Origin of the sequence: Microbulbifer bruguierae (genome assembly GCF_029869925.1) — a bacterium.
Taxonomy (GTDB): Bacteria; Pseudomonadota; Gammaproteobacteria; order Pseudomonadales; family Cellvibrionaceae; genus Microbulbifer; species Microbulbifer bruguierae.
Genome location: NZ_CP118605.1, coordinates 3,547,400 through 3,569,880 on the forward strand (window position 1 = coordinate 3,547,400; position 22,481 = coordinate 3,569,880).

The 22,481-nt window shown below is 54.2% G+C and carries 23 protein-coding genes; 14 read left to right on the plus strand and 9 right to left on the minus strand.

Features of this window, described 5'->3' with window-relative positions:
- The first annotated feature begins 125 nt into the window (after positions 1 to 125).
- Positions 126 to 1,013 carry a dienelactone hydrolase family protein gene (locus PVT68_RS14720; protein ID WP_280319295.1) on the plus strand — a complete coding sequence of 296 codons (888 nt, stop codon included), beginning with the start codon at positions 126 to 128 and terminating at the stop codon, positions 1,011 to 1,013.
- 154 nt (positions 1,014 to 1,167) lie between these two features.
- Here the strand turns inward: PVT68_RS14720 and PVT68_RS14725 are convergent, their stop codons facing one another.
- Positions 1,168 to 1,776 (minus strand): HD domain-containing protein, encoded by a 609-nt coding sequence (locus tag PVT68_RS14725; RefSeq protein WP_280319297.1) that lies wholly within the window; start codon positions 1,774 to 1,776, stop codon positions 1,168 to 1,170.
- A gap of 34 nt (positions 1,777 to 1,810) precedes the next feature.
- Positions 1,811 to 2,584, minus strand: a complete 774-nt coding sequence (locus tag PVT68_RS14730) for a class II aldolase/adducin family protein (protein WP_280319299.1) — start codon at positions 2,582 to 2,584, stop codon at positions 1,811 to 1,813.
- 106 nt (positions 2,585 to 2,690) lie between these two features.
- Between PVT68_RS14730 and PVT68_RS14735 the strand changes: the two genes are divergently transcribed.
- Positions 2,691 to 3,383: a Crp/Fnr family transcriptional regulator gene (locus PVT68_RS14735; protein ID WP_280319301.1), complete on the plus strand. Its 693-nt coding sequence runs from the start codon at positions 2,691 to 2,693 to the stop codon at positions 3,381 to 3,383.
- Between the two features lie 56 nt (positions 3,384 to 3,439).
- On the opposite strand, the gene PVT68_RS14740 is transcribed toward PVT68_RS14735, so the two are convergent.
- Both PVT68_RS14740 and PVT68_RS14745 read right to left on the minus strand, forming a co-directional pair.
- On the minus strand, positions 3,440 to 4,357 hold the full coding sequence (locus PVT68_RS14740; protein ID WP_280319303.1) for a bile acid:sodium symporter family protein: 918 nt from the start codon (positions 4,355 to 4,357) through the stop codon (positions 3,440 to 3,442).
- Positions 4,358 to 4,570: 213 nt separating this feature from the next.
- On the minus strand, positions 4,571 to 5,119 hold the full coding sequence (locus PVT68_RS14745; RefSeq protein WP_280319305.1) for a GNAT family N-acetyltransferase: 549 nt from the start codon (positions 5,117 to 5,119) through the stop codon (positions 4,571 to 4,573).
- A gap of 654 nt (positions 5,120 to 5,773) precedes the next feature.
- Here PVT68_RS14745 and PVT68_RS14750 point away from each other — a divergent pair.
- The 8 genes from PVT68_RS14750 (at position 5,774) to PVT68_RS14785 (ending at position 13,492) form a co-directional block, all read left to right on the plus strand.
- Entirely contained in the window at positions 5,774 to 7,183 is a 1,410-nt protein-coding gene (locus PVT68_RS14750; RefSeq protein WP_280319307.1) for a DEAD/DEAH box helicase, read from the plus strand.
- An 874-nt stretch (positions 7,184 to 8,057) separates the two neighbouring features.
- The gene (locus PVT68_RS14755) at positions 8,058 to 9,617 is read left to right on the plus strand and encodes an IS1182 family transposase (RefSeq protein WP_280319309.1); all 1,560 of its coding nucleotides are present in this window, start codon (positions 8,058 to 8,060) and stop codon (positions 9,615 to 9,617) included.
- 171 nt (positions 9,618 to 9,788) lie between these two features.
- Entirely contained in the window at positions 9,789 to 10,067 is a 279-nt protein-coding gene (locus PVT68_RS14760) for a hypothetical protein (protein WP_280319311.1), read from the plus strand.
- Between the two features lie 104 nt (positions 10,068 to 10,171).
- Positions 10,172 to 10,696, plus strand: a complete 525-nt coding sequence (locus tag PVT68_RS14765) for an HD domain-containing protein (RefSeq protein ID WP_280319312.1) — start codon at positions 10,172 to 10,174, stop codon at positions 10,694 to 10,696.
- A gap of 159 nt (positions 10,697 to 10,855) precedes the next feature.
- Complete coding sequence (locus PVT68_RS14770; RefSeq protein ID WP_280319313.1) at positions 10,856 to 11,347, plus strand: DinB family protein; 492 nt, start codon at positions 10,856 to 10,858, stop codon at positions 11,345 to 11,347.
- A 517-nt stretch (positions 11,348 to 11,864) separates the two neighbouring features.
- Positions 11,865 to 12,353, plus strand: coding sequence for a hypothetical protein (locus PVT68_RS14775; RefSeq protein ID WP_280319314.1), 489 nt, complete (start codon positions 11,865 to 11,867; stop codon positions 12,351 to 12,353).
- Positions 12,354 to 12,696: 343 nt separating this feature from the next.
- The gene (locus tag PVT68_RS14780) at positions 12,697 to 13,110 is read left to right on the plus strand and encodes a hypothetical protein (protein WP_280319315.1); all 414 of its coding nucleotides are present in this window, start codon (positions 12,697 to 12,699) and stop codon (positions 13,108 to 13,110) included.
- Between the two features lie 76 nt (positions 13,111 to 13,186).
- A complete protein-coding gene (locus tag PVT68_RS14785; RefSeq protein ID WP_280319316.1) occupies positions 13,187 to 13,492 on the plus strand; it encodes a hypothetical protein in 306 nt (101 codons plus the stop codon).
- 181 nt (positions 13,493 to 13,673) lie between these two features.
- Here PVT68_RS14785 and PVT68_RS14790 read toward each other — a convergent pair whose 3' ends face one another.
- On the minus strand, positions 13,674 to 14,978 hold the full coding sequence (locus PVT68_RS14790; RefSeq protein ID WP_280319317.1) for an amidohydrolase: 1,305 nt from the start codon (positions 14,976 to 14,978) through the stop codon (positions 13,674 to 13,676).
- A gap of 133 nt (positions 14,979 to 15,111) precedes the next feature.
- On the opposite strand from PVT68_RS14790, the gene PVT68_RS14795 reads away from it, so the two are divergent.
- On the plus strand, positions 15,112 to 15,441 hold the full coding sequence (locus tag PVT68_RS14795) for a hypothetical protein (RefSeq protein ID WP_280319318.1): 330 nt from the start codon (positions 15,112 to 15,114) through the stop codon (positions 15,439 to 15,441).
- Positions 15,442 to 15,478: 37 nt separating this feature from the next.
- On the opposite strand, the gene PVT68_RS14800 is transcribed toward PVT68_RS14795, so the two are convergent.
- The 3 genes from PVT68_RS14800 to PVT68_RS14810 form a co-directional block, all read right to left on the minus strand.
- Positions 15,479 to 16,474: a family 43 glycosylhydrolase gene (locus tag PVT68_RS14800; protein WP_280319319.1), complete on the minus strand. Its 996-nt coding sequence runs from the start codon at positions 16,472 to 16,474 to the stop codon at positions 15,479 to 15,481.
- 189 nt (positions 16,475 to 16,663) lie between these two features.
- Positions 16,664 to 18,268 (minus strand): AbgT family transporter, encoded by a 1,605-nt coding sequence (locus PVT68_RS14805; protein WP_280319320.1) that lies wholly within the window; start codon positions 18,266 to 18,268, stop codon positions 16,664 to 16,666.
- Positions 18,269 to 18,553: 285 nt separating this feature from the next.
- A complete protein-coding gene (locus tag PVT68_RS14810) occupies positions 18,554 to 19,303 on the minus strand; it encodes an OmpW/AlkL family protein (protein ID WP_280319322.1) in 750 nt (249 codons plus the stop codon).
- A 187-nt stretch (positions 19,304 to 19,490) separates the two neighbouring features.
- Between PVT68_RS14810 and PVT68_RS14815 the strand changes: the two genes are divergently transcribed.
- Positions 19,491 to 20,198: a glutamine amidotransferase-related protein gene (locus PVT68_RS14815; protein WP_280319324.1), complete on the plus strand. Its 708-nt coding sequence runs from the start codon at positions 19,491 to 19,493 to the stop codon at positions 20,196 to 20,198.
- A 212-nt stretch (positions 20,199 to 20,410) separates the two neighbouring features.
- Here the strand turns inward: PVT68_RS14815 and PVT68_RS14820 are convergent, their stop codons facing one another.
- The gene (locus PVT68_RS14820) at positions 20,411 to 20,959 is read right to left on the minus strand and encodes a thioredoxin family protein (RefSeq protein WP_280319326.1); all 549 of its coding nucleotides are present in this window, start codon (positions 20,957 to 20,959) and stop codon (positions 20,411 to 20,413) included.
- A gap of 264 nt (positions 20,960 to 21,223) precedes the next feature.
- Here PVT68_RS14820 and PVT68_RS14825 point away from each other — a divergent pair, with 264 nt between their 5' ends.
- Together PVT68_RS14825 and PVT68_RS14830 are read left to right on the plus strand one after the other, a co-directional pair.
- Positions 21,224 to 22,141 carry an urease accessory protein UreD gene (locus PVT68_RS14825; protein ID WP_280319328.1) on the plus strand — a complete coding sequence of 306 codons (918 nt, stop codon included), beginning with the start codon at positions 21,224 to 21,226 and terminating at the stop codon, positions 22,139 to 22,141.
- 31 nt (positions 22,142 to 22,172) lie between these two features.
- Positions 22,173 to 22,475 (plus strand): urease subunit gamma, encoded by a 303-nt coding sequence (locus PVT68_RS14830; RefSeq protein WP_280319330.1) that lies wholly within the window; start codon positions 22,173 to 22,175, stop codon positions 22,473 to 22,475.
- Positions 22,476 to 22,481 lie beyond the last annotated feature (6 nt).

The window sequence follows — 22,481 nt, forward strand, 5'->3', positions numbered from 1 at the left end:
GTTGTGACGACGGGTAAGCGTTTCAGTGAAGCGTTTCCCTATCTGTGAAACTATGCCCTGTGAAACCATGCCAGCTATAACATGGGTTCATCGACCGGTCACTGAAATCTCAGGGGGAGAGCGTAATGTGTGATGAACTGAACAGTAAAGATGCGGAAACCTATTTTCTGGCCCAAGGACTCTCGCGGCGGGATTTTGGCCGGGTCGGGCTGGGCGTGGCGCTGGCTGCGGCGTTGCCGATATCCGCACAGGCGCAGGACATGGTCGAAAGTGACGTTATGGTGACAACGCCCGATGGCGAAGCGGACTGCTATCTGGTGCATCCGGCCAAGGGACGGCATCCGGCAGTCATTCTGTGGCCGGATATATTTGGTATCCGCCCTGCATTTCGGCAAATGGGCAAGCGCCTGGCGCAGTCCGGTTACACGGTGCTGGTGGTAAATCCCTATTATCGATCCATGAAGGGGCAGTTGGTGCCCGATGATGCCAAAGTGATCGGTCCGGAATTGCGCGAAAAAATATTTCCCAAGGGTCGCGAGTTGGCCGGTACCCTGTCGCCGCAGACCTGTGTTACCGATGGCCGTGCATTTATGGCTTTTTTGGACCAGCAGCCGTCGGTAGATGTGAATAAGAAAGCCGGAACCCAGGGTTACTGCATGACCGGTTCTTACGCCTTCCGCCTGGCGGCGGACATGCCGGGGCGTATCGGTGCCGGCGCATCCTTCCACGGCGGTGGTCTGGTTACGGATGCGGCAGACAGTCCGCACCGGTTGGTGCCGAAGATCAAGGCGGGCTTTCTGGTGGCCATCGCGGAAAACGATGATGCGCGGCAGCCGCAGGCCAAAGTCGTCCTGCGCAACGCGTTTGATGTGTCTGGGGGACAGGCGGAAATCGAGGTTTATGAAGGCGCCATGCACGGCTGGTGCCCACCGGATTCGATGGCCTACAACCGCGAACAGGCAGAAAAGGCATGGGACCGGTTGCTCGCACTTTACACGCAGCGCCTGGTTTAAGCGGGCTGTGGTAGCAACAGCGTCCGCGGAAAGTTTGTCCAGGTAATAACAAGAGAGCCCCGCAGCTGTTGCGGGGCTCTCTTGTTTTTGGATACTGGCTATCGACGAAACGTCACTGACAGCAGGTGCACGCAGAAGAGTGCAGAGATCCTGTTCAGGCCGCGGCTTCCCCGTCCTGATCAAGGGCTTTCTGGTACAGGGATTTCTTTGGCTTGGCAAAAACCCGTTCGATCATCGGCGCAAAGAACGACAGCGGTAATGTCTCGCCCTCTGCATCAAACGCAGGTGCGTCGTATTTCTCGATAAATTCCAGGGTGCGGGCAAAGTGTTCGTGGTCGCGGTACTGGTCGCGCAGGTTCCGGTCCATTCCCAAATACTGGAAAAAATAATATCCCTGGAAAATCGCGTGGTGCTTGATCATCCAGTGATTGGCTTCACTGACAAAGGGCTCCAGCAACACTGCTGCCACGTCTGCATGGTTGTAGCTGCCGAGGGTGTCTCCGATATCGTGCAGCAGCGCACACACGACATACTCCTCGTTCTTGCCGTCGCGATAGGCGAGGGTAGCGGTTTGCAGGCAGTGGGTCAGGCGGTCCACCGGAAAACCGCCGCAGTCGCCTTCCAGTAATTGCAGGTGCGCCATAATGCGTTGTGGCAGCTCTCTGGCAAAGGGGCCGAAGGCATCGGCAATACACTTCCAGTCTTCCGCACTGCCGTTTTCCATATGGGTAAAGGTGGCTTGTGGTTCGCAGATCTGTTCCATGGTTCTTATTCTCGCAAAGCGTTGTAAAAGGAAATTAGCGGCGGAAGCCTGGATCGATGCGGTCGAGCTTGCGCAGCAGCGCGGGCCAGGCAATCAGACCGCCCTTGCTGCTGGTAACCTTGTTACCTTCGCTGACGATCTTGTCGATGATCGGTTGCGGTACCGGTGTCAGCGGGCGATTGCCAGCGAGTGCGGCGACCTGGATTTCACAGGCTTTTTGCAGCAGATACATAAACAGGAAGGTGTCAGCTACCGTCGGGCCACACGTGAGCAGGCCGTGATTGCGCAGGATCATGTAGTTGGCATTGCCCAGGTCGCGCACCAGCCGGGCTTTTTCGTCCTCGCGCACCGCGATACCTTCGTAATCGTGGTAGGCGAGACTGGACAGCGGGAACAGCGATTGCTGCGACAGTGGCAGCAGACCCTCACTGTGGGCGGCGACCGCGACACCTTCGACCGTGTGGGTATGCATTACACACTGGGCGTCTTCACGGGCTTCGTGAATGGCGCTGTGAATCGTGAAACCGGCGGGGTTGACCGGGAAGGGGCTGTCATCGACTTTTTCGCCGTTGACGTCGATCTTCACCAGGCTGGAGGCCGTGATCTCCTCGAACAGCGCACCGAAGGGGTTGATCAGGAAGTGGTGCTCGGGGCCGGGGATGCGTACCGACAAGTGAGTGAAGACGATTTCGTCCCAGCCGTAGTGGGCGATCAGGCGGTAGGCTGCGGCCAGGTCGACGCGCAGTTGCCATTCTTCCGCGCTTACTTTTCCCTCGAGGGAGGGCAGGTCATTCAGGTTGTGCTGCATGATGTTCTCTCCATCATTCGCTTGTTGTTATGCTTCGCGCTCATTCTAGAAAGCGGTTGCCGGCAATGACTGTCAATTTTTTTACACTTTTGGTGAGACTTGCGGGATGAGCGACACCCTATCCATTCTTGGCGCCTGTCCCCTGCTGGGGGGGCTTGGTGACGCCGCCAAACGGGAGCTGGTTGACCTCTGCCGCAGCCGCAGCTACGCGGCGGGAGAGATCATTTATCTCCCGGCATCGGTGCAAAGTAACCTGTGCATCATTGCTTCCGGGCGGGTGCGTATCTGTTCCAGCAACGCCAGCGGGCGCGAAGCGATTCTCGCCATCCTCGATGTGGGGGCCTGGTTCGGGGACACGGTGTTTTCCCCGGGCATGCCGCGGGTATTTGGTGCAACCGCCCACGACGACTGTCGGGTGGTGGAAATTTCCGGGGACGGTCTGCGGGCACTACTGCAGCGTTTTCCCGAGGGTTACCCGGTGGCGCTGGATCAGGTCAGCCGCCGCCTTTGGTCGGCAATGTCGGTGATTCAGGACGATGTACTGCGGGGTACCGAGGCGCGCATCGGGCGCCGCTTGCTGTTTCTGGCGCATATGCACAATCGCACAGAGAGCGAAGGCCCTGCCGTGAGCTTTGCGCTGACCCGGGAACTACTGGCGAACATGATGGGTATGACCCGCCAGGGAGTGCATCGGGTACTGAAAAATATCGAGGCCCAGGGGCTGATCGAATTCCAGTACGGGCGCGTGACCATTTTCGATCCCGCGCGCCTGCAGGCGTATGTTGACGGGCTGGATTGACCCGGCCCGTCGCTTGGAGATGTCGTTATACCGGGTTATTAGTGAGACTTGATAGCTCAGCCCGCTTCACCCGTCGGAACGGCACTGTTTGTGGCACTTCCTTCGCGCGCGTCGATCTTCACAATCCGACGCCCCAGGGCAACCAGCAGAAAGCCGATGGGAAACATGATCACGCCATAGATGGCGGAAGGAATCGACATGTCGCTGGACTGCAGCAGCGTCAGGGTAACCATCAATCCCAGGGTACCGTTCTTGATGCCCAGTTCCGTGGCGATGGCAAGGCCCTCACGTTTGCCGAGCCCCGCCAGTTTCATGCTCAGGAAGCCGAGGCCGATACCGAGCAGGTTAAGGGAAACGGTGGCCGGGCCCGCCTGTATCAGCAGGTCGAGAAAGCGGTCGCGAATACCGTACACGATTCCCACAATCAGTACCGCCAACACCAGCCCGCCAAATACGCTGACCAGACTTTCCGCACGCGCCGCCAGGGCTGGTTGTATCGCGCGAATGCCCATGCCGATGGCTACCGGCAGCAGCACGATCAGTGACAGCATCAGTACCGTTTTGCCGAACGGTAACTGGATTTCCTGCTGGGTGCCGAAATAGACCCCCAGGGCATAGTTGGCGAACACTGGCAGGCTCATGATAGTGATCATACTGGCGGAAACCGTGAGTACGATGGAGAGTGCGACGTTGCCACGGGCAAGCAGGGTAAATAGGTTGGACGTGGTGCCGCCGGGGCAGGCGGCGATGATCACAAGCCCCACCGCCATCGCGGGTGGTAATTGCAGTGCCCACGCCAGCGCAAACGCCGCCATCGGCATCAGCAGAATCTGCGTGATGGTACCGGCGATCAGCCCTGTGGGCTTAACGGTGACCTGGTGAAAATCCCGCGCGGTCAGGGTCATTCCGATACCGATCATGATAATGAACAGGGAGATCGGTAGACCGATAGAGATCAAGGGGCTGGATTCCATGGGAACCTCCGGAAATTATTATTAGATCTTTGTATATAGCCCAGATAGTCGGGGCGCATCGCTGGGAGCATTCTAGGGAAGTTGGAAAGGGTGAGAATGTCAACAATTTGACAATCTAGCGGGCGGGCGTGACCGGAAACAGGGGGAGGTTTCCGCCCTGCTCCTTACTGGTTCGTCGTCGGAAAATGTTGACCTTCACCCGCTGGTCTTCCGTCAGTGCAGGTTCAGGCTGTAGCGCACCATGGTGTAATCGCGGGGATCGGATGTGCAGGCAAATCCGAGCTCCCTTGCCAGATGGTCAATCGCATTGTTACCGGCAGACTCAATGGAATAAATCTCATCCAGTCCATCCTGCTTGGCCGCGTCAACCAGCTCCTGTAGAAGGTGTTTCCCCAGGCCCGCGTTCTGCCAGTCGTCCGCTACGACCACCGCACACTCGCAGGAGTGCCCATCAGGATCGCAAGCGAAGTTGGCTACGCCGACGGCATACTCCCCACGCCCACTTTCTTCATCCCGGGCAAGAGCGATAAACGCCTCGTGCTGGGAATCGTTATCGGAAAGTATTTTCATCAGCTGCCGACTGACCTGACCGATACCTCCGAGAAAGCGCATACGGCTGGAGTCAGCGGAGAGACCCTCTACCAGCGCCTTTTCAAGCTCGCCATCGGTGTCTTTGACCGGGCGTATGAGCACCTGGCGCCCGTCGTGCAACGTATATGTTTCGCCGGGCCACGTGGACCCTTTCTCCGTCGTGCCGGTCATACTGATATCCTCCCCGATTACCGTAACTCGAATATTCGCCGCCAGTAAGCACCGCGAAGCGTTGCTGGGGCGATACCTCGCACGGGTATATATGCCTTATATGCTTGTTGGCTGAACAGGTGCCAAATCCGGGCTGCATTTGCGCTGCAACCGTACCCCAAGACTACGGTCCCGGAAGTGAGGCCCAAAGGTTTCACTGGGGAAGAGTGGCTACCCGGTAGCAGAACGCAATAACAGCACTGGTGGATATTTAAAACTGGGCAGTCTGCACCACTGTGGTATAGTGCCGCGGCTGGCGCTAACGCCAGTTGCGTCATCTGTAGGCTGGAATGATTTCCAGCTCATTTCTGGAACACTGTACTCATCAGTGTGTCTGAGTCATCTCTACTGAATGCCGCACCGGGCCGGATTGGAATTTTCGGCTACTGCCTCTGGCGGCTACCCAAATTTATGCCGTGGAACATGCGCCCGAAGGGCCGAGGTTCTGCGGGCTGATACTGTCCGAACGTACTTTTTTACAGCCAGACCCAATCCGCACAGAAAACTCTCGACCCTGTTTTCTCGATGCGGTTTCGGGGCGTTTGATTAAGGCGTACGGACTCAACCGGCGAGCCAATGCAACACCGCAGCGGCCGCGCTCAAGAAAGACATTCTATGTTATTTGAAGATCTCGGCCTCGCGCCGGAAATCGCCCGCGCCGTAGCGGAGCAGGGCTACACCCAACCCACCCCGATTCAGGAACAGGCCATTCCGGTGGTAATGCGGGGCGGCGATGTTATGGCCGCGGCACAAACCGGTACCGGCAAGACCGCTGGTTTTACCCTGCCGCTACTGCACCGCCTGGCTGCCGGCGAGCGCGCGCGTAACAACCAGGTGCGTGCCCTGGTCCTGACGCCGACCCGGGAACTGGCTGCGCAGGTATTCGACAATGTGCAGAGCTACAGTCAGCACCTGCCCATGCGCCACTCGGTGGTGTTTGGCGGAGTCAAGATCAACCCGCAAATGATGCGACTGCGCGGCGGCGCCGACATTCTGGTGGCTACCCCCGGGCGTCTGCTGGACCTGTATAACCAGCGCGCAATCAAGTTCGATCTCCTGGAAACCCTGGTACTGGACGAAGCCGACCGCATGCTCGACATGGGTTTTATCCACGACATCAAAAAAGTCCTGCGCGTATTGCCGGCCAAGCGCCAGAACCTGCTGTTTTCCGCGACCTTCTCCCCGGAAATTCGCGCGCTGGCCAAGGGACTGGTCAACGACCCGGTAGAAATCGACGTAAGCCCGCGCAACAGTACCACCAAGACCGTGCGTCAGAAGCTGCACCCGGTGGACAAGTCCCGCAAGACCGCACTGCTGAGTCACCTGATCCGTGAGAACGGCTGGCACCAGGCGCTGGTATTCAGCCGTACCAAGCACGGTGCCAACCGCCTTGCGCAACAGCTGGAAAAAGACAAGATTTCTGCAGCGGCCATTCACGGCAACAAGAGCCAGAACGCACGCACCAAGGCACTGGCAGATTTCAAAAGTGGCAAGGTACAGATTCTGGTGGCCACAGATATCGCTGCGCGCGGTATCGATATCGACCAGCTGCCCCAGGTGGTGAATTTCGATCTGCCCAATGTGCCGGAAGATTACGTTCACCGTATCGGCCGTACCGGCCGTGCCGGCGCCAGCGGGCAGGCGGTTTCCCTGGTATCAGCGGATGAAATCAAGCAATTGCGCGATATCGAACGGCTGATCCAGAAGCCGATCGAACGCGAAGAAGTTGAAGGCTTTGAGCCGGATCATCAATTGCCCGAATCCAACGGCAAGGTCGGTAAGGGAAGCCAGGTACGTCGTGGTGGTGACGGGCGCAGCAAGCCAAATGGCAATGCGTCAGGCAACCGTTCCGGCAATAGCCAGGGCAACCGTTCAGGTAATGGCGGCGAGGGCCGCAATGGAAACGGGCGCAATGACAATCGCTCCGGCGGCCAGAATCGCAGCCGCAGCAACGATGGCCAGAGCGAAAACCGCTCCCAGCCGAGCCGTCGCCGGCGTCCGCAGCGTCGTCCGGAAAGCGCGTAATTTAAAACCGCGAAAAGGCGATCATTGATCCGTTGCTGTTCTATCCGTTCAGCACATAAAAAGCGAGCCCTGCATGGGGCTCGCTTTTTTTATGTCTATGGTTGTGGGGTAATAGCATTGAAGCTAGGCCAATTGTGTATTTCTGGTCATAAGGACATGGGAAATGCATATTCAGGAGCCAGTGGCTTGTGTGCACGGAGTTGGATGAGCTAACTTACTGATTCCCAAAGAATAATAGAGAACACGAATGCCAATGGGGAGTCAGGAGAACAAAAGCCATGGGCATCTTTTGGTTATAGAAAAAAATCTTTAAATTGGTCACTATTTGATTTTTTAAGCGGGTTTGTGTTCGCGGGGATTTTAGTGTCATTGAACACGAGCCATATGAACAAATGCCTAAGGCGTATGAATAAAACTGTTAGGGCTATGAGCGTGACAGTCAGAAATAGAATTGCGACGGCAATATTTTTTGTAGCTATATTTTCTGCAATATCTATCTATGGAGCACGCGAGCGGAAGTATACGAACTGTAGAGTCGAAGCTACTTCTTTTGCATTGCGAGTGGAGCCAAAGTTACAAGAGAGGGAGATTCTCTACAGCTTTGAAACTGATCACTTGGGTAGGCGTTGGCTGGTTCCAAAAATAGATTGCGATCCACGCTTTTTGAGAGCTTTTGACGAATTTAGAACGCAGTATAAGAACGAAGCAAATAATCCTACGCCCTAACAATCGGTTGTAATCGCCGCGAAAGTCGCGGCTGGGACGGCTTGCGTTACGCTCCAGCCGCCCCTAAACCGGGCGTTGAAACTGTAGAAAAACTCCCGATTCCCGACGTTTTTCGATAAAATCTGGCATCGCACAAAGGATTGTTGTCATGCCGAACTTTAAAAAGTACAGCTACGCCGAAAATGCCATGGTGGTTGTGGATTTTGAGCAACAGATCCGCCCGGGTACCTTCGAGTTTACCTTGCACCAGCTGATCGAAAACCACATCGATCTGTCAGCTTTCTACGATAAATACAATAATGACGCTGGTGGTCGCACCGCCTACGACCCGGCAATTCTGCTGAAGATTATTCTCTTCGCCTACTACCATGGTGTGCGCTCCAGCCGCGATATTCAGTGGGAATGTGAGCACAACATCCTGTTTAAGGCCCTGTCCTGCGATACCGTTCCCCACTTTACGTCCATTGCCAGTTTTATCAGCAGTTACCCCGATGCCATCGCCAATGTGTTTGAGCAGGTGCTGTTGGTGTGCGATCAAGAAGGCCTGATCGGCCATGAACTGATTGCCATTGATGGCTGCAAGATCGCCTCCAATGCCTCGAAGGAACACTCAGGCACACTGGAAGTGTTGGCGCAAAAACGCGACAAAATATATCGCCAGATCAAGCAGTGTATGCGAGAACATCAGAAGCTTGACCGGCGAAAACCCAGGGATAGAGAACGTAAAGATCAGGTGGAGCAAGCCATCAACACACTAGGCAAGCACTTCCACAAGATCGACCAGTTCCTAAAGACCGCCGCCCCAAGGATGGGGCAGGGAAAGCGGCCAAAAGAAGTAAAGAGTAATATCACCGACAACGAGTCGGCCAAAATGACCACCAGCAAAGGCACCATTCAGGGGTATAACGGTGTGGCAGCGGTCGACAAAAAGCACCAGGTTATTGTGGACGCCCAGGCCTTTGGTGAAGGTCAGGAGCACCATGCTCTGAAGCCTATTATTGAAGGTGTTCAGAATCACTATAAAAGAAGCGGCATTGACGTAGACCTCGTTGGCGAGGACGTAGTTATCACTGCAGACACCGGTTTTGCCAACGAAGCCAATTACGCCTGGCTGAAAGAAGAAGGCTATAACGCCTATGTACCGGACAACCGGTTCCGCTCGCGGGACCCTAAGTTCACGGGCCAGAAAGCCAAGCATGGCAAGCGTCACCGCGATACAGTAAAGGGCGTCAAACCGATCATACCCGCAGCAGAGTTTAAGCTGGATAGTGAAAATAAGCTGTGCTGGTGCCCGGAAGGTAAGTTGCTGTGGTTATACCATGAGACCATCGATGAATACGGTAAGCAGAAGCTCTACTTCGAAGGCAATCTGACCGATTGCCGTCACTGTCCGCGCAAGCATGAGTGCATGCGCAACCCCGAATCACCTGATACCCGGGAAGGTCATGGGCGGCAAGTATCGTTTACGATAAATACTCGCCATTCACCGATGCGCTGGATGCAACGGCGGGTGGACAGTCGGTATGGCAAACAGGTCTATGGCCATCGCATGTCAGTGGTTGAGCCGGTGTTTGCCAATATCGGTACGCAAAAAGGACTGAATCGGTTCTCCTTGCGAGGAAAAAATAAGGTGCAAGGCCAATGGCAATTGTACTGTATGGTGCATAACATCGAAAAAATTGCCAATTACGGATCGATAGGAAGGTAACTGAGAGAATATCGACTTATCACAGAGGGATCGTGGTCTGTACGCACAATAGTTGAATATTTCAAATGGTCCTGGTCGATATTTGTCGGATCAATATTAAAGAAGGAGTGCTGTAGAAACTATTTTTCTTGGAAATGTTTTTCTACAGTCTCGTTAAGTGAAGAAATGGCCATGTTAGCTGTTCTTATACTTTGGGGAATCTCCTTGATATCAACTGGGCTTGCCATGGATGAGCTTAAGAAGAATCAACCAAAGGAATATGTGTTTCTCGGCGGCGAAAAATCTCTATTTTGGCCTCCTGCTATCTTAGATGTAGTTGGATATTTTTTGGCCTTTGAATATCGTCACATTTGGGGTTTTTTAAGGAAACGCAAACTTTTTTTATTAGCCTCGCTGTGTAATTGGTTGGCAGTAGGATACTTCGTGGCTTATCTTTTGGGTCGCTTCTAGTGACCCACATAACAATCGGTGGTAGTCGCCGCGAAATACAAGGCTGGGCGACACGCTGCGCTCCAGTCGTCCCTAACCGGGAGTTAACTGCCTAAGGGAGTAATGTGCTTAGTTCAAGAAAAGAAGCATATGAATTTCTAGAATCACTAGTAGCTCCAGAACATCTAAAAACTCACGTATCTTTGGTGGGTGAGGCAGCCGATATGCTCATAGAAGCGTTAGGTGCGCTGGGGGTAAATATTGATCCAGAATTTATTCGTGTGGGCGTAGTCATACACGATGTTGGGAAAATCATTTATACAAACGAGTTGTGTGGTCCCGGTTCGGAGCATGAACCGGAAGGAGAGCGTATCCTTCTTGAAAAAGGTGCTTCCAATAAATTAGCTCGCGTTTGTATGTCTCATGCTCGCTGGAACGAAATGGAGTGCTCATTGGAAGAGCTTTTAATCGCGCTATCCGATAAATTATGGAAAGGTAAGCGAGTGGAAAAATTGGAGCTACAGGTTGTAGATCGTATCGCGAGCAATTTAAGGTGCGATAGGTGGGAGGTTTTCCCAAAATTGGATATGGTATTCGAAGAAATCGCTTCGGGTGGTCATGAGAGGTTACAGCGTAGTGTTGTCAGCTAAGAAGGTGGGCAATTCGCTGCGGGTTTTCGGCCCTTCGTGGGGCTGCTCACCCAGAGCACGTTGTGGCCGGATCGCTGCGCGCCCATTTTCGTGCAAAATACGCACAAGGTAAGCTGCCCGTGCCGGCGGAGTTATGATTCTAGGACTTCGGAGAGTGATGTGGAAAATCAATTTCTGTATAAAGCTTGGGCAAATATAGAGATTCTAGAAAAGATCGGTCAGATTTCTAGAGATGAACATCCTGAGCAATGGGTAATGGCAGTTCGGCTTTTAAACCATACTTATGTCGTCGACCAAATTTTTATCGGGCATCTAAGGGGTGAACCACATCCTTTTAGTTCAACCAATACAAAAGAAACTCCCACTATAGATGAGTTGCGCGAAAACTTGAGTTTTTCGGATAGTTGGCTTGTTCAGTATGTAAAGAGCCTGGATGAATCATCAATGAATAAGGAAATTGAATTCACATTCACTGATGGAGATAGTGGATCTATGTCAATTCGTGAAATTCTTAATCATCTGGTGATTCACGGTACGTATCACCGCGGCAATATCGGCATGCTGCTAACGGCCTGTGGCATTGATCGACCCAGTGACACCTTCACAAGATTCTTGCATCAGAATGAGCCTCTTAGAAGGTCAAAAAGCTAACAATAAAAGCAACAAGTACAGCCAACGCGATAAACGTCTTACTCGGATCGCTGCGGTCCCGTTTTCGCGCAACTAGGAGTGGTTAGGGAATCTAATCATCGTGGGTAAGACCATTTTTAGAAGGGGATTCCACTTTGAAATCAATGATTGCCAATGCAGGAGCTGATGCGTCTGTGTGATTGATCGTAGGATATTTTATAGGCAGATTTTTTTACCCATACTACAACCACTCAAGATCGTAATAGTGGAGTTGATCTAAGTATGACTAAAAAAATAATGAAAGTTATGTCAATTTTTTCCCTGGTATTGTCGATACAATCGTGTTCATTTTTTGCGAATACATTTTTCGATGTGATCGAAAATAAAGCGACGAAAGAGGTTTGTAGGCCAAGCAACGTTTACTGCCCAGAGAAGTATGAAAATTAAAGCCGCCAGGGATGAAGCCTGTGGATTTAATACACAAAGCGCGGTGTTATGGTCGAGATTTATCCATATTTGATTTATAAGGAATCTGTTAGTGAAGTCCGTTTTTGCAATTTTTTTAGTGGCAGTCTGTATTAATGCAATTGCTCAGGAATCTCACGATGAAGATAAAAAGAACAATAAAATTGAATACAATGTAAAGTTTGGTTCTTCACCATTTACAGGAATCCTGGGTCTTGAAATTCAGAAAAATAAGTGGGCAATCGGATTCGGAACGCCACTTTCTGTTTCCCTGAAAAGATATTTTCGTGAAGATGAGAACTCCCCATATCTAGGGGTGTATCTATATGATCGAACTCAAGATGACTTCGATGACTATGAAGAAGGTATTTATTTCCAGGAAAGGCAAAGGAAATCCTACGGGATAGGTGGGGGTTATCAGTGGCTCTGGAAATCTGGATGGAATTTATCTCTTGGCGGTAGTGTTGGAGACGTCAAGGAGACCTATTCAAGAGGGTCCATGGAGATGACAAAGCGGGAATATGATTTGTACCTGGATCTAAATGTTGGATTTAAGTTCTGAGTATATCTAGGTCGATAAGAAATTAAGGGAGAATCGAACCTGGATCTTCGCTTCAGTTTTTTTTCCCCAGGCTATCAACCTAATGCTAACTAATAGGTCGCGCCGGCGTGATATTCCCTGTTCGCGCATCAGGTTTCTTAAGTGTTAAGTTTCATGTTGTTGGTTCTTGGAGTTAATGGTTTTTTGTTTTTTCATTATTTGAATTTGGCGGACTTTTGGTAGGCGGGGTCGAGATGTAGGTTGATGTGGCAAAGCCGACTCAGTGAAGCAATGGGCATTCTTTCGAGAAGCGTCTAATGATTCATTAGATAAGCGAACTGTGGAATCAGCATCGGGGGGGTGCATGAAAAAAGCAATAGCACTGTTTTTGTTATTTTTAATCTCTGTAGTCTCTGTCTTCGTTGTTCAATTAGTGATTACGAAACTATGGAATTTTGCCGGAATTAGCTGGGGGCCGGGCAATCTTCCTGTTGAGCCCATTCAGAAGATTGCTATGTTGAGTTCTACCTTTATTGCGGGCCTGTTTGCACCTATAGTCGCCATAACCGTTTACCGAAAAGTTCCTTGGGTAGTAATTTTTGCTATATGTGTATTAGGCCTGACGATTGATGTCTTTGCAGCTTTGGTACCTCTCGCTACTTTACCTGTGTGGTTCAAAATTGTATTTGTTGTATCCGTTCCACTGCAAGTGATTCTCGGGACCACAATAGGGATTGGCTTGTTAGGCGTGGAAGACAAAGTTGCGCAGCCCTCCTGAAAAATCTGGGAAAGGTTCCTGGCTTTTCTCCCTTCTGTCTGTATGCGTTATGGATTAACTGTATTTTTGAGTGAATATGAAAACTAAGTTGATAATGGTTTTTTATCTTTTCGTTGGTGTGGCTGCAACAGGATGTGCAACTCAGGAAGATATGCTGTATGCAGATCTTTGGTCTGGAAGTCCGGATGCCTATGTAACTCATAGCAGCGAAGATGTCCGGGATCTGGGGAAAACGCCTCGGGATAAAATGCTGGATCAAAGGACGTTGGATGAGCAAAGAAAGAGTCAATCTATAAAAGATAATTTGATTGGCGGAATAGTTGGTGGCGTAATTGACGGAATGATTAAGGGTACCTTTGAGAAAGTTTTTGGTTCTGACTGACGTCAAGTCATTCTGAAGCTCAGCGAATAAGCGGTGTAAAAGTCAGTGGTTGGCTGCGGTTTCCGTGGATTGTTGCATTTTTGGGGTACGGCAAAACCTGAATCAACCAGGCACTACTTTCTATTAGTGAAAAGTGCTGCCCGGTCGATTCAGGTTTTTTCATTTCTGGCCGTTTTGATGCTTACTGTTTTGACTGACTGTCAAAATAATTCAGCGTCAATTGGGTAATTGCCTTGGTACCGACCTTCAGCGCACTTTCATCCACATAAAAGCGTGGGGAGTGATTGCTGGCGGCGGTTGCAGCGTCGGTGCCTTTCGGGGTTACTCCAAGGAAGTAATAAAAACCGGGGATTTCATTGGCGAAGAACGAAAAATCCTCGGCTCCAGTAACTTTCGGGACGATAAGTACTTTGTCTGCACCAGCCGCGGCTTTCAGCGCGGGTAGTGCGGCTTCGGTCAATCCGGGATCGTTGCTGGTTACGGGATATCCTTCCAGAATTTCCACTTCCGCGATAGCGCCGGTGCTGGTGGCGATATTTTCCGCGGTGACTTTAAGACGTTTGAAAATTTCCTGGCGGTTATCCATATCGAAATTACGTATGGTGCCGTTCAGGTACACGCTATCGGGGATGATATTGTTGCGCACACCACCGTCGATCTTGCCGAAGGAAACCACCGCGGGTTCCTTGGTGATATCGATCTGCCGGCTAACGATGGTCTGAGTGCCCATGATGATCTGTGCAGCGGCGGTGATCGGGTCGACACCGCCCCATGGGCGGGAGCCGTGGGTCTGGCGACCTTTGACGTTGATGCGAAATTCATCGGAGCTCGCCATCAAAGGGCCCGAGCGATAGCCGATCACGCCGGCGGGCAGGCCCGAGCTCACATGCTGGCCGAAAGCTACGGCCGGTTTGTATTTTTTGAACAGTCCTTCTTCCAGCATCAATTCCGCACCGCCCTCTTCACCATCCGGTGCGCCTTCTTCTGCAGGCTGGAAGATGAAGAGTACATTACCGGCCAGTTCGTCGCGCATATCCGCGAGTACCTGGGCGGCGCCCATCAGCATGGCGACGTGGGTGTCGTGGCCGCAGGCGTGCATCACGCCCACGGTTTCGCCGTTGTATTCGGTCTTGGCTTTGGAGGCGAAGGGAATATCTACCTGCTCGGTGACTGGTAGCGCGTCCATATCAGCGCGCAGGGCCACGGTGGGGCCGGGCAGTCCGCCTTTCAGAAAACCCACGACCCCGGTGTGGGCGATGCCGGTCTCCACTTCCATGCCAAGGGATTTAAGGTGCGCGGTGATATATTTGGCGGTCTCGAACTCGCGGTTTCCCAGTTCAGGATTCTGGTGCAGGTGACGGCGCCATTCGATCACCTTGCTTTCGGTCTGTTGCAGATATTTGTCGGCATCGGTCGAGGCACTGGCGAAAGAGCTACCAGCGACTGCGGATGCGGCAATAGTAAGGGCGAGCAGTGTATGTTTCACGTGAGTTTCCTGTCGTTCGGTCGTTTATTGTTGTGGTTCGTTGCCTGGGTATTGGTTGTGGTTGTAGTTGTGGGCTGCCGGGTGCAACCGTAATGCAAGCCACGAGTCTAACGCGAAAAGGAGAAAATACCCCATGACCAATCCTATCATCGAGCGCCTTCAAGCCCAGTTACAGGCGGGCAAGGACTCGCCGCTTTTGCGCTTTGGACTCGGCAGTGCGCTGTTTAATGAAAAGGCCTTCGCGCTGGCGGCGGAGCACCTGCGGGTATGTGTCAAGCAAATGCCGGACCACTCTGCGGCGTGGAAGCTGCTCGGGCGCAGTGAAATGGCGTTGGGGAGTGACGAGGCGGCCAGATCGGCGTTTACCGCGGGTCTGGAAGTCGCGCGCCAAAAGGGGGATGTGCAGGTGGAGCGGGAGATCGGGGTGTTTCTGAAAAAGCTCGCTCGTAAGAGCGCCGAGTGAAAGCACCACCGGCCTGCCGGCGGTGCCAGGGTAAGCCTTAGTTGGCCTTCCAGGTGGTTTTGATCCGGTCAGCGAAATCGGCAACGCCTTTATCCGTGCGCTCGACTTTTTTGATGGTGCCGTCGTCGTTGAAGTACAGATATTCGGCAGCGGTGTAGCGCTGACGTTGTTCACAGCTGGATACCGGTGACTGCAGCCAGCGGTGATAGAACAGCAACCACTGTCCCTTGTACTCGACAATGGAATGGTGGTTATTGCTGTTGTGTTCCTCGTCCATGAAGATGCCCTTGTATTCCCACGGGCCGGTGGGTGAGTCGGACATGTAATAGGCCAGGCTGCGGTTGTTTTCCGGCATGGTGAAGTAGTATTTGCCGTCCCGCTTGAATACCCAGGGCCCTTCCATTTTCGGCTCGTAGCCGCCCATATCCATCTTCTGGAAATCGCCTTTCACGCTCCGCATGTCGTCGGCCATTTCGGCGACGTAGTAATCGAATTTGGTGCCGTGAAAGTACAGGTAAGCCTTGTCGTCATCGTCGATAAACAGTGCGGGATCATTGGCATAGGGCTCGCGCCAGAGGGGGCCGCCGATCGCATCTTTAAACGGGCCTGTGGGCGAGTCGCTGACCGCGATGCCGATACCCATCCATTTGGTGCTGTTTTTGGGGTTGACCCGGTCTTTGTGGCCGTTACCGGCGGGGAACACCAGGTAGTACTTGCCGTTCTTGTAGGCGGCGTCCGGGGCCCAGGCGTAATTGTCTGCCCAGCTGAGGTCATCCACCGACAGCACTGCTCCGTGGTCTTGCCAGTTCACCAGATCCTCCGAGGAGAACACATGCCAGTTCTTCATCCAGAAGTCTTCCTGGCACTCCTCGTCGTGGGAGGTGTAGAGGTACATCTTGCCGTCCTGCCACACGTGCGCGGAGGGGTCGGCGGTTTTGATATCGCTGCCGAAATCCAGAGGGTTCTGCGCATGGCCTGCACTGGAACCAAGGAACAGTGCCAGCAGGGCCGAGTGTAATTTGTTTACTTTCACTAGGGGGGTACTCCTTCATCATCGCAGTCGGGGGACTGTCAGGCCGTTTGTTATTTTGGTCTGGCCGATTGTACAGGGTGAGGTGTGAAAATAAACCGGAGGTTGGCGTTGCTGGATACGCGTTTTGCCGTGGTACAGACATAAAAAAACCGCGCCGGGGCGCGGTTTCTTCCGTTTTAACGGAGTTCTTTATTGCATAGAGAAGTAAGTCGCCGCCCCAGGGCCAACCGGCAACCCGGCCACAAATACCCACAGGAAGAACAACGCAGTCCATCCGACAAAGAAGAAGATGGAGTAGGGAATCATGGTGGCAATCAAGGTCCCAATCCCCAGGTCTTTCTTGTAGCGCGTGGCAAACGACACGATCAGGCCAAAGTAACTCATCATCGGGGTGATGATATTGGTTACGGAGTCACCGATCCGGTAGGCCGCCTGGATTACTTCCGGGGCATAGCCCAGCAGCATCAGCATGGGTACAAAGATCGGTGCAGTCACCGCCCACTGGGCCGAGGCGCTGCCCAGGCTCAGGTTCACCACACCGCACATCAGGATAAAGAAGAAGAACAGAATCGGGCCGGTGAGACCGATGCTCTGTAGCGCTTCGGCACCCAGTACCGCAAAGATGGTGCCGAGGTTGGTCATCTTGAAGAAGGCCACAAACTGCGCCGCGAAGAACACCAGCACGATATACATGCCCATGGTGCTCATGCTCTTCGACATCGCATTGATCACATCGCGGTCGTTTTTCATGGTGCCCACGACCTTGCCATAGACGAAGCCTGGTACCGCGAAGAACACCACAATCAGGGCCACAATACCCTTCAGGAATGGCGAACCGGCAACCTCACCAGTGGTCTGGTTGCGCAGCACACCCCACTCGGGGACGATGGTGAGCGCCAGTAAACCACAGACCCCGAGCACCGCAAGACCCGCATATTTGAGGCCGCGCTTCTCGTCGTCATCAAGGGTGCTCATCTTGTCCTGGGACAGGTCTACAGCGGCCTCGCTCTTGTCGTAAGTGCCGAGCTTCGGCTCGACGATCGCCAGGGTTACCCAGCTGCCCACGGCGGTGATCAGGAAGGTGCTGGCGATCATAAAGAACCAGTTCACTTCAGGGCCGACCACATAGGTAGGGTCGATCATATGCGCGGCGGATTCGGTGATACCGGACAGCAGCGGGTCCACGGTGCCGAGGAACAGGTTGGCGCTGTAACCGCCGGACACCCCGGCAAAAGCCGCAGCCAGGCCCGCCAGCGGGTGGCGGCCGAGGGAGTGGAAGATCATCGCCGCCATGGGAATCAGCACCACATAGCCCAGCTCCGACGCGGTATTGGAAATGATGCCGGCGAAAACCACGATCACAGTGACAGTGCGTTTCGAGGCCTGCAACACCAGGCCGCGTACCGCGGCAGAGAGCAGCCCCGAGTGCTCGGCGATACCGACACCCAGCAGTGCCACCAGCACCGTGCCGAGGGGCGCGAAGCCGGTGAAGTTGGTGACCAGGGTGGTGACGATGGTCCTGAGCCCCTCGCCGGACAACAGGTTTACCACCTGGATAATGCCGTCTGCGGAGCGGCCGGCGGCGCCTTCGGGACGGGGGTCCACGACCGAGAGGCCGAAATAGGAAGTGACACCGCTCAGGACTACCACGCCCAGGGCGAACATCGCGAACAGCGTAATCGGGTGGGGCAGGAGATTGCCGAGCCATTCCACCGTGTCGAGGAAGCGGCTGAAGGCCGTTTTCTTGCCGTCGCTGGCTGACGGGGTTTCACTGGGAGTAGCGGATGTTGTCATTATTTCTCCTGGGCGCGCCGGACGGCCAAAAAACAATCAGTTGGCGCGAAATAATACATTAGAAATGATGAGAAAGACGATTTTTGAGGCCACGCCAGTCGTTTATCACGTCATTTTAAAATTAAGGGGGATGTCTGGCCTAATTAATAGCGGCAAGAGAGACAAACTGCCAGAGCTAAAGCAACGGGTAAAGCGGCGTATGAGTGTTCGACTGCGGCGCCTACTTTGCGTCGCTCTGGGCTCGGCGGGCGCCAGCGACGCCCGCTCAAGCTGAAGAGTGGCGAATCAGAATTTGAATCCGAGTCCGACGGAGTAGACCCAGGGATCGATATCCACATCGGTCTTGATACGGGTGAAGAAACCCCGCTGGTCGCGGAAATCGATGGTGGCGTCGCTGTCGATATCCAGGTACCAGACCGCGGCGTTGAACAGCCAGTTGCTGTCGCGACCGAACATGATATCCACACCCAGTTCGCCGGCGAGGCCCCAGGATTCGTCCAGCTCCAGGTCTGCCGGCCCTACGGCGCCGAGCACGTCGGCAAAGTATTCGTCAGCCACGTTGCTGACTTCTTCATCCATAAACGTGGTGAAGTTCACACCCAGGCCCACGTAGGGCTGTACCCAGGATTCCTTGCACACCGGGAACCATTGGATGGTGAGGGTTGGCGGCAGGTGCTCGACACTGCCGAGGTCCACCTTGCCAAGTGGCGGGTTAACGAACGGTTCGATTGGATCTGGCAGTCCTGCGACTTCCAGATCGTGTTCGAAGGGGAAGGCCACCAGCAGCCCGAGGCCAAAGTGATCGGCAAACAGCCAGGTGCCGGTGATGGTGGCGTTGTCGCCGTCGTCGACATAGACCCGGGTGTCCGGCAACTCACCGATGCCTTCGATATCGAGCCAGTCGGAGTCGTCATCGGGGTCCACGTAACCCCAGCCGATGCGCACAATAAAGTCGCCCTGCTCGTAATCTGCCAGACATTGACTGGCGCCCAGGGTTGCCGCGAGGATGGCGGCGGACAGGCTGAATGCTTTCATGAGGTCCCTCCTTGAACTTCATCGGGGTGTGAAGCAACACTTTCAGTCTAGCCGTGCGTACTATTGAGCAATTTTTTTGCGTTTGTTTCGCTGTCAGACTGTCGCCGGTTGCCGTCTCCTGTGGGACGGGATAATAATGTGATCACAAGTTTTGCGGTAAATGTGTTCGATGGATTGTGGTGAAGCAATGAAAATAGGCGTTCTTAAAACCGACGATGTACGTCCCCAGCTGGCGACGGAGTTTGGCGAGTACCCGGAGATGTTTGCGGCGCTGTTGCGGCGGCAGGATCCGGCCCTGGAATTTGTCACCTATGAGGTACAGCACGGCCATTACCCCGATGATATCGATGAGGTGGATGCCTACCTGATTACCGGCAGCAAGACCGGTGTGTACGATGCCCAACCGTGGATAGCGCCGTTGATGGAGTTTGTGCGGGAGCTGCACAAGCGCCGCAAGCCGACCCTGGGAATCTGTTTTGGCCACCAGCTGATAGCCCACGCGCTGGGTGGCGAGGCGCGCAAGTCGGAGAAGGGTTGGGGGGTTGGCGTGCATAGTTATGAGGTGCAGGAGACCCCGGTGTGGATGGTGGAGCCGCAGGCGCAGTTCAGTCTGCTGGTGAGCCACCAGGATCAGGTGACCGCACTACCGCCGGACACCAAGGTGATCGCTTCCAGCGATTTCTGCCCATTTGCCATGCTGCAGGTTGGTGAGCACATGCTCACCATGCAGGCCCATCCGGAATTTACCAAGCCCTACTCGGCAGGTCTGATGGAGCTGCGCAAGGAGGTCTTTGGCGATGCTATGGTGGAGAAGGGCAAGGAGTCCCTGACTAACGATATTCACGCGAGTGCTGTGGCGCGGTGGATGCTGGCTTTTTTGAAGAGCGCTGCGTAGTAAAGACGAATTTTCTAGCCGAGTTGTGGGGCGGTACTACTACCGGGTACTGTCTCGCGAGACACGAGCTAGGCGCCCCCCCTCAACCCATCCCTGGGGGCTCTTCGAAAAAGTCCCTTTTTTCGAAGGTCTCGCAAGACAGCACCCGGTAGCAGTACCTTCTCGGCGATCGCGTACTTTTATTTCAGTTGTTCAGTGTCGTATTCGCCTGGTTACTTCCACTTGATATTGCAGCCAATGGAAGGCATCTGATCCTCCCCGGGTTTCTCCCCCGCCAGAACCTTATCCACCGCCCCGCGTAAATCCTTTCCATTCACCGGTTCGGCATTTCCCGGCCGGCTGTCGTCGAACTGGCCGCGATAGGCCAGATTCCCCTCCCCATCAAACAGAAAAAAGTCCGGTGTACAGGCGGCATCAAAGGCCTTTGCCACGGACTGATCCTCATCCACCAGATAGGCGAATCGGTAGCCCCGCGCCGCCACTTCCTCCTGCATTTTTTGTGGACTGTCTTCCGGGTAGCTGGCGAAGTCGTTGCTGTTGATGGCGACGATACCGAGTCCAGCGGGCATGTATTCCGCGGCGAAATCGGACAGCGCGGCGGCGATATGTTTGACGAAGGGACAGTGGTTACAGATGAACATCACCAGAAGCGGTTTGCCGGTGTAATCACTGCTGCTAGTCAGCGCGCCCGCAGGATCGGGCAGGGTGAACGCAGGCATGGCGGTGCCGAGGGGAATCATGCTGGAGGGGGTAAGGGCCATGGGTGCTCCTTGCTTTATTGGCGTAAGAGAGGCTGTTGGGAATGGAGTGTACTGAGCCGGGATTGAGTGTACTGATTTTGGAAGGCGGTTTCAGTGCGGAAGGCCTGTCGTCGGACTACGTCAAATGACGCATACCGCTGCCTCGGGAATCTTGTTTCCATTGTCCTTTAATCCAACCTGATGCCCGGGCTTTATCGCGGGTGGCTGGCGAGGTGCTGTAAAACATTGCACAGCAGCCTGCCGGTTTAGCGCTGTCGGTTTTCTATGAATCAACTTGCCATTGCCGATATTCCAGTTTCGGAAGTCGCTCCGGAATTCGAGGGGCCAAGCCGTTGGCATGCGGATCTGGAATTGCAGTTCGAACTGGTGGAGCGGGGCTGTCGGCTTGCGCGCAATCGTCACTCGGGGCCGCTGTATGTGCAGAAGCCGTTTTATCCCGAGGGGCGGGATCTTGCCCATGTGTATCTGCTGCACCCCCCGGGTGGACTGGTTTCCGGGGATCGGTTGGATATCCGGGTACGGGTAGACGCAGGTGCGCGTGCGCTGGTGACCACAACCGGTGCGGGCCGGGTTTACCGGGCGCGCAGTGATGGCTTGCTGCAGAGTCAGAATACGGTTTTGCAGGTGGCCGCCGGTGCGAGCCTGGAGTGGCTGCCGCTGGAAAATATTGCCTATCCGGGGGCCAATGGGGCCATGTATACCCGGGTGGATCTGGCGCGCGGCGCGCACTTTGCCGGGTGGGAAATAACTTCACTGGGGTTGCCGGCCCGCGATGAAACATTTGCCAGCGGCCGCTTGCAGCAGCGGCTGGAAATATTTCGTGAGGGAATACCGCTGCTGGTGGAGTCGCTGTGTGTGGATGGTTGTGCATTATCCCCTGCAAACAGCCCCATTCTGTCGGCGGGTGCTGGTTTGCAGAGGTTGCCGGTGAATGGCTTGTTTGTTCTCGGGCCGTTCGAGCGTGCGCCTGAAACCGAGCTGCTGGAGCAGTGTCGGGAACAGATGGCTGCCCACGACAAACACGGCCTTGCGGGTATTACCCTGGTTTCCGAAATGCTCGTGGTGCGCGCCCTCGGTCGCTGCGCGTTTGAAGTGCGCGCACTGTTTGGCGAACTGTGGGAACTGCTGCGTCCGGCGTTGCTGCAACGCGAGGCGTGCGCACCGCGTATCTGGCGCACCTGAATATTCAATGAAATAGAACTGCGGGTTTTGCATGGAACTACTGCCAAGAGAAAAAGACAAGCTGCTGGTGTTTACCGCTGCGCTACTGGCGGAGCGGCGGCTGGCGCGGGGGTTGAAACTGAATTATCCCGAGGCGGTGGCGTTGATCACCATGGAAATCATCGAAGGTGCGCGGGACGGCAAAAGCGTGGCCGAACTGATGGGCTACGGCCGCGAAATCCTGCGCGCGGAACAGGTGATGGACGGCGTGGCGGACATGATTCATGAGGTGCAGGTGGAGGCCACTTTCCCCGACGGTACCAAACTGGTTACCGTACATAATCCAATTTCCTGAACAGCG

Coding starts and splice junctions, on each gene's coding strand:
- PVT68_RS14720 (WP_280319295.1), top strand. CDS start 126: ATGTGTGATGAACTGAACAGTAAAGATGCGGAAACCTATTTTCTGGCC.
- PVT68_RS14725 (WP_280319297.1), bottom strand. CDS start 1,776: ATGGAACAGATCTGCGAACCACAAGCCACCTTTACCCATATGGAAAAC.
- PVT68_RS14730 (WP_280319299.1), bottom strand. CDS start 2,584: ATGCAGCACAACCTGAATGACCTGCCCTCCCTCGAGGGAAAAGTAAGC.
- PVT68_RS14735 (WP_280319301.1), top strand. CDS start 2,691: ATGAGCGACACCCTATCCATTCTTGGCGCCTGTCCCCTGCTGGGGGGG.
- PVT68_RS14740 (WP_280319303.1), bottom strand. CDS start 4,357: ATGGAATCCAGCCCCTTGATCTCTATCGGTCTACCGATCTCCCTGTTC.
- PVT68_RS14745 (WP_280319305.1), bottom strand. CDS start 5,119: ATGACCGGCACGACGGAGAAAGGGTCCACGTGGCCCGGCGAAACATAT.
- PVT68_RS14750 (WP_280319307.1), top strand. CDS start 5,774: ATGTTATTTGAAGATCTCGGCCTCGCGCCGGAAATCGCCCGCGCCGTA.
- PVT68_RS14755 (WP_280319309.1), top strand. CDS start 8,058: ATGCCGAACTTTAAAAAGTACAGCTACGCCGAAAATGCCATGGTGGTT.
- PVT68_RS14760 (WP_280319311.1), top strand. CDS start 9,789: ATGTTAGCTGTTCTTATACTTTGGGGAATCTCCTTGATATCAACTGGG.
- PVT68_RS14780 (WP_280319315.1), top strand. CDS start 12,697: ATGAAAAAAGCAATAGCACTGTTTTTGTTATTTTTAATCTCTGTAGTC.
- PVT68_RS14785 (WP_280319316.1), top strand. CDS start 13,187: ATGAAAACTAAGTTGATAATGGTTTTTTATCTTTTCGTTGGTGTGGCT.
- PVT68_RS14795 (WP_280319318.1), top strand. CDS start 15,112: ATGACCAATCCTATCATCGAGCGCCTTCAAGCCCAGTTACAGGCGGGC.
- PVT68_RS14805 (WP_280319320.1), bottom strand. CDS start 18,268: ATGACAACATCCGCTACTCCCAGTGAAACCCCGTCAGCCAGCGACGGC.
- PVT68_RS14810 (WP_280319322.1), bottom strand. CDS start 19,303: ATGAAAGCATTCAGCCTGTCCGCCGCCATCCTCGCGGCAACCCTGGGC.
- PVT68_RS14815 (WP_280319324.1), top strand. CDS start 19,491: ATGAAAATAGGCGTTCTTAAAACCGACGATGTACGTCCCCAGCTGGCG.
- PVT68_RS14820 (WP_280319326.1), bottom strand. CDS start 20,959: ATGGCCCTTACCCCCTCCAGCATGATTCCCCTCGGCACCGCCATGCCT.
- PVT68_RS14825 (WP_280319328.1), top strand. CDS start 21,224: ATGAATCAACTTGCCATTGCCGATATTCCAGTTTCGGAAGTCGCTCCG.
- PVT68_RS14830 (WP_280319330.1), top strand. CDS start 22,173: ATGGAACTACTGCCAAGAGAAAAAGACAAGCTGCTGGTGTTTACCGCT.